Origin of the sequence: Mesorhizobium sp. M7D.F.Ca.US.004.03.1.1, assembly GCF_003998635.1 — a bacterium.
Classification (GTDB): Bacteria; Pseudomonadota; Alphaproteobacteria; order Rhizobiales; family Rhizobiaceae; genus Mesorhizobium; species Mesorhizobium loti.
The window spans coordinates 1-3,315 of record NZ_RZQG01000675.1; the positions used below are offsets into that span (position 1 = coordinate 1).

3 protein-coding genes are annotated in these 3,315 nt (G+C 63.1%); all 3 read right to left on the reverse strand.

Annotated features, from left to right (window positions below; genetic code table 11):
- Positions 1 to 1,235, reverse strand: a 1,235-nt coding sequence (locus EN935_RS27795) for an enoyl-CoA hydratase-related protein (protein ID WP_206534584.1), incomplete at its 3' end; no start/stop codon positions are given.
- A gap of 14 nt (positions 1,236 to 1,249) precedes the next feature.
- Entirely contained in the window at positions 1,250 to 2,458 is a 1,209-nt protein-coding gene (locus EN935_RS27800; RefSeq protein ID WP_126067624.1) for an acetyl-CoA C-acetyltransferase, read from the reverse strand.
- Positions 2,459 to 2,543: 85 nt separating this feature from the next.
- A partial coding sequence (locus EN935_RS27805) for an acyl-CoA dehydrogenase family protein (protein ID WP_127373830.1) occupies positions 2,544 to 3,315 on the reverse strand: 772 nt, incomplete at its 5' end.

Below are 3,315 nucleotides of genomic sequence, written 5' to 3' on the forward strand. Positions count from 1 at the left end.
GCCTCAACCACCAGATCGCAGCCGGCAAGGTCGGCATAGTCGGCCGTCGGCGTGATCAGCGACAGCAATTTGTCTTTGTCCTCCGGCTTGGCGCGGCCCTTCTTCACCTGATCCGAGACCAGGCTGTCGGAATGCGCCTTGCCCTTGGCAGCCGACTCCATGTCGCGGTCGAGCAGCACCACCGGGATGCCGGCCTTGGCGGTGACATAGGCGATGCCGGCGCCCATGAAGCCGGCGCCGAGAATGCCAATCTTCTTGAACTTGGTTTCGGGCACGCCGGCCGGGCGGCGGGCGCCCTTGTTCAGTTCCTGCAGCGACACGAACAGCGAGCGGATCATCGCCGCCGCTTCCTTGGTCTGCATGATCTCGGTGAAATAGCGCTGCTCGATGCGCAAGGCGGTGTCGAACGGCACCAGCAGCCCTTCATAGACGCATTTCAGGATCGCTGCGGCGGCCGGATAGTTGCCGTAGGTCTCACGACGCAGGATGGCGATGGCCGGCGGCCACAGATTGAAGCCGGCGGGCGAATAGATCTGGCCGCCGGGCAGCTTGAAACCCTTCTCGTCCCAAGGTGCTACGGGCTTCAGGCCATTCCTGATCATCGCCTTGGCGGCCTCGACCAGCCTGGCCGGTTCGGCGATCTCATGGATCAGGCCCATCGACTTGGCTTTCTGCGGCGACAGTGTCTGGCCGGAGGTCAGCATCTGCAGCGCCTGCTGCTGGTCGGTCAACCGCGGCACGCGCTGGGTGCCGCCGGCGCCCGGGAAGATGCCGATCTTCACCTCGGGAAGCGCCATCTTCACTTTGTCGCTGTCGGCGGCGACACGGCCGTGGCAGGCGAGCGACAATTCGAAGGCACCGCCCATGCAGGTGCCGTTGATCGCCGACACCCACGGCTTTCCTGATGTCTCCAGCTTGCGGAACAGGCCGGTCATGATACCGGCATTGTCGAACAGCGCCTTCGTCGCCTTTTCGGCGTCCTTGCCCTTGTCCGTGGCGAAGGTCGTCAACATCTTCTGCAGCAGGGTGATGTCGGCACCGCCGGAGAAGGTGTCCTTGCCGGAAGTGATCACCGCGCCCTTGATGGCGGCGTCACCTGCCACCTTGTTGACGATGGCGTTCAATTCCCGCATCGCTTCCTCGGTGAAGACGTTCATCGACCGGCCAGGCATGTCCCAGGTGACCAGCGCAATGCCGTCGGCGTCGATGTCGAGGGTGAAATTGGTGTAGCTCATCGTTTCTCTCCCCGTCAGACGCGTTCGATGATGGTTGCGGTGCCCATGCCGGCGCCGATGCACAGCGTCACCAAAGCGGTGTTGAGATCGCGGCGCTCCAGTTCGTCCAGCACCGTGCCCAGGATCATCGCGCCGGTGGCGCCGAGCGGATGGCCCATGGCGATGGCGCCGCCATTGACGTTGATCTTGTCATGCGGAATGTCGAAAGCCTGCATGTAGCGCAGCACCACCGAGGCGAAGGCTTCGTTGAGCTCGAACAGGTCGATGTCCGAGAGCTTCATCTTGGCGCGCTTCAACAGCTTCTCGGTGACGTCGACCGGACCGGTCAGCATCAGCACCGGCTCGGAGCCGATATTGGCGAAGGTGCGGATGCGGGCGCGGGGCTTCAGCCCCATCGCCTTGCCAGCCTTCTTCGAACCGAGCAGCACGGCCGCCGCGCCATCGACGATGCCGGACGAATTGCCGGCATGGTGGACGTGATTGACCTCTTCCACCTCGGGATGCTTCTGCACTGCGACCGCATCGAAGCCGCCCATTTCGCCAGGCATGACGAAGGACGGGTTGAGCGAGGCCAGCGACTGCATGTCGGTCGATGGCCGCATATGCTCGTCATGGTCGAGGATGGTCAGGCCGTTCTGGTCCTTGATCGGGATGACGGACTTCTTGAAGCGGCCATCGGCCCAGGATTTGGCGGCACGCTTCTGGCTCTCGACCGCATAGGCGTCGACGTCGTCGCGGGAGAAGCCGTATTTGGTGGCGATCAGATCGGCCGAGATGCCTTGCGGCACGAACCAGCCGGGCAGGCCGACGGACGGGTCCATAAACCAGGCACCGCCCGAGGCGCCCATGCCGACGCGCGACATCGATTCGACGCCGCCGGCGATGACGATCTCATCGGCGCCCTGCGCGATCTTGGCGGCGCCGAGATTGATGGCGTCGAGCCCGGAAGCACAGAAGCGCGAGATCTGCATGCCGGGCGCCTTGGTGTCGTAGCCGGCCTCGAAGGCTGCGGCGCGCGGAATGACCGAACCCGCCTCGCCGACCGGATCGACGCAGCCGAAGATGATGTCGTCGACAGTGCCGGTATCCAGCCCATTGCGGTCGCGCAGCGACTCGAGCGTCTTGGCGGCAAGCCGCACCGCCGGCACCTCGTGCAGCGATCCGTCCTTCTTGCCCTTGCCGCGCGGCGTGCGCACGGCGTCATAGACATAAGCTTCGGCCATCGTTTTGCTCCTTGGGTTTATCGAACGACTTTAAACTGATGCATGTCGATCCCCCAAAACCGGGACCACTTTTGAGCGACATGCATTAGAGCGAGCGTCCGATCAGCAATTTCATGATCTCGTTGGTGCCGCCGTAGATGCGTTGGACGCGAGCGTCGCGGAACATGCGGGCGATCGGATATTCATTCATGTAGCCATAGCCGCCATGCAGTTGAAGGCATTCGTCGACGACTTTTCCCTGCAGGTCGCTGAGCCAGTACTTGGCCATCGACGCGGTCACGGGATCGAGGCCGCCGGCAATGTGGCGGGTAACGCAATCATTATAGAAGACGCGGCCGATGGTGGCCTCGGTCTTGAGTTCGGCCAGCTTGAACTGGGTGTTCTGGAAATCGATGATCGCCTTGCCGAACGCCTTGCGCTCCTTGACGTAGTCGATGGTCAGCGCCAGCGCCCGCTCGATCATGGCAATGGCGCCGGTGCCGATCTGCAGCCGCTCCTGCGGCAATTGCTGCATCAGCTGGACGAAACCTTGCCCTTCCTCGTGGCCGAGCAGGTTGGAGGTCGGCACACGCATGTCGTTGAAGAACAGCTCCGACGTGTCGTTGGCCTTCAAGCCGATCTTGTCGAGGTTGCGGCCGCGCTGGAAGCCTTCGACCTCATCGGTCTCGACGACGATCAGCGACGTGCCCTTGGCGCCCTTCTCCGGATCGGTCTTGGTGACGACGATGATGAAGTTCGCGAGCTGGCCGTTGGTGATGAAGGTCTTGGAACCATTGATCTTGTACTGGTTGCCATCCTTTTCGGCGCGCGTCTTGACGCCCTGCAGGTCGGAGCCCGCGCCGGGCTCGGTCATGGCG

Coding starts and splice junctions, on each gene's coding strand:
- EN935_RS27800 (WP_126067624.1), bottom strand. CDS start 2,458: ATGGCCGAAGCTTATGTCTATGACGCCGTGCGCACGCCGCGCGGCAAG.